The sequence below is a fragment of the Roseateles sp. genome, from assembly GCF_049240545.1.
Taxonomy (GTDB): Bacteria; Pseudomonadota; Gammaproteobacteria; order Burkholderiales; family Burkholderiaceae_C; genus Paucibacter_A.
Genome location: NZ_JBMLSK010000292.1, coordinates 1 through 1,712 on the forward strand (window position 1 = coordinate 1; position 1,712 = coordinate 1,712).

A 1,712-nucleotide genomic window follows, 5' to 3' on the forward strand; every position below is an offset into this window, starting at 1 on the left:
GCAGCGGCAGCGGCGTCTCGTCGGCGTGCAGCACCCGGCAACTGAGGATGAAGCGCCGCTGCAACTCGAACAGCGGCTCCAGCGATGCTCCGCCGGCGCCGCCCCAGGACGCCAGCGTCGAGCGTGGCGTGTGCACGCCCGAGCGCGCGTTGATCGGTGCCTGCCGGTAGTACGGCAGATGGTCGACGAAGCGGCTGATCAGCGTGTGCGCCACCAGGCCGGCAGCCGGGATGCCGCCGTCGATCACGTCAGGCTCGGCAGGCTCCTGGCGAACCTGCTGGCAGCACTTGCACGCCCACTTGCCGTAGATGTGCCGGTGCACGAAGAACTTTGCCGGGATGATGTCCAGCTTCTCGCTGACGTCCTCGCCAATGCGCTGCATCGGCCGGCCGCAGTCCGCGTTCGGGCAGGTGGTGTCCTCGGGCTCGTGGCGGTGCTCGACTCGCTCCAGGTGCTCGGGCAGGGCCTGGCGACGCGGCCGGCGCGGCGGTGCCTTCGGCGCCTTGGGTGTGTCTGGCAGCTCGCGCTGCAGCTCGGCCAGCTTCGCCTGCAAGCTGGCTTCGTCCTCGGCCAGGGTGTCGGCGAACAGCAGCCGCTGGGCTGCGGTCATGGCCTCGGTCTTGGCATCGAACTTCCAGCGCTTGAGCCGCGCAAGCTCGAAGTTGAGCTTGTCGATCTTGACCCGTGCCAGTGTGATCTCGCGGTCGCGGCGGGCCAGTTCCTGCGCATCGGCTGCAGCCCGCTTTTACAGACGTTCGATGAGCGCGGCCGCCTCAGCTGGCAGGCTCGTCAGATCGATCGCGTCGGCGGCTTCAACGGGCATGCGCAGCATGGTGCCGCTTGCAGCACTGCAGCGCAATCAGCACTTGCGATGTCAACGGCCGAATGGCGACCGTGTGGCGCGATCAGCAGCGCCGGATGGTGGCCAGTTCGCCCAAGCGCTGCCAGGGCAGGCCCAGCGTCAGCGCCTCGAACTGCTCGGTGCTGAGCTGCAAAGCGTGCGATGCCGCGCCCGCCTGCGGCGTGTGCCAGACGAAGCGGCCAGCGTGCAACCGCCGCGTGGCGCACCACACGCCGAAGCGATCGTGCACGAGTAGCTTGAGCCGACTGGCTCGAGCATTGGCGAACAGGTAGCCGTGGTGGGCGTGGGCTTCGCCCAGCGTGTTGACCACCACCGTCAGCAGCCGGTCGGCGCCGGCGCGCATGTCCACCGGCTGCGCGCACAGCCACAGCGCGTCGATTCGGATCACTTCAGCGCCTTGTGTACCAGCTCGCTGAGCCAGCCCGCGCAGGTCCCCGCCGACGACGAGGGCCAGCGCACCGCCAGCTGCGCGCCGCCACGGCGCAGTTCGATGACGATGTCTTGCGCCTGAACATCCATCGCCCCACGGGCGGCAGACTCACCGGGAGCAGCCACACCCCTCGCACAGGCCATCTCTACTGGGATAAATTGCATGACCGGCGGTGACGGCACGACCTGGCGGGGCGCGGCCAGTCCCGCGCGCTTGATGTCACGGCCGGCGAGCCACTTGCGAACCAGATTGACGTTCAGGCCGTGCGCCAGCGCCACAGCCGCCACCGACATGCCCGAGTCCTGGCACTCGGCCAGCACTTGAGCCTTGAACTCTGCGCCGTGTACCCGACGCGATGACTTGGGATGCATAAGTGCCCACCTATTCAAATAAGTGGGCACCATCGTCACAGTGCCTTCA

At 68.1% G+C, this 1,712-nt stretch carries 3 protein-coding genes; all 3 read right to left on the minus strand.

Annotated features, from left to right (window positions below; translation table 11 throughout):
• On the minus strand, window positions 1–610 hold a 610-nt coding region (locus tag ACOVRJ_RS18820; RefSeq protein ID WP_422045359.1), incomplete at its 3' end, for an IS66 family transposase.
• A 295-nt stretch (window positions 611–905) separates the two neighbouring features.
• Complete coding sequence (gene tnpB, locus ACOVRJ_RS18825; RefSeq protein WP_422045360.1) at window positions 906–1,250, minus strand: IS66 family insertion sequence element accessory protein TnpB; 345 nt, start codon at window positions 1,248–1,250, stop codon at window positions 906–908.
• Window positions 1,247–1,712: transposase (locus tag ACOVRJ_RS18830; protein ID WP_422045361.1), on the minus strand; the 466-nt coding region annotated here is incomplete at its 5' end. The genes tnpB and ACOVRJ_RS18830, both read right to left, overlap by 4 nt.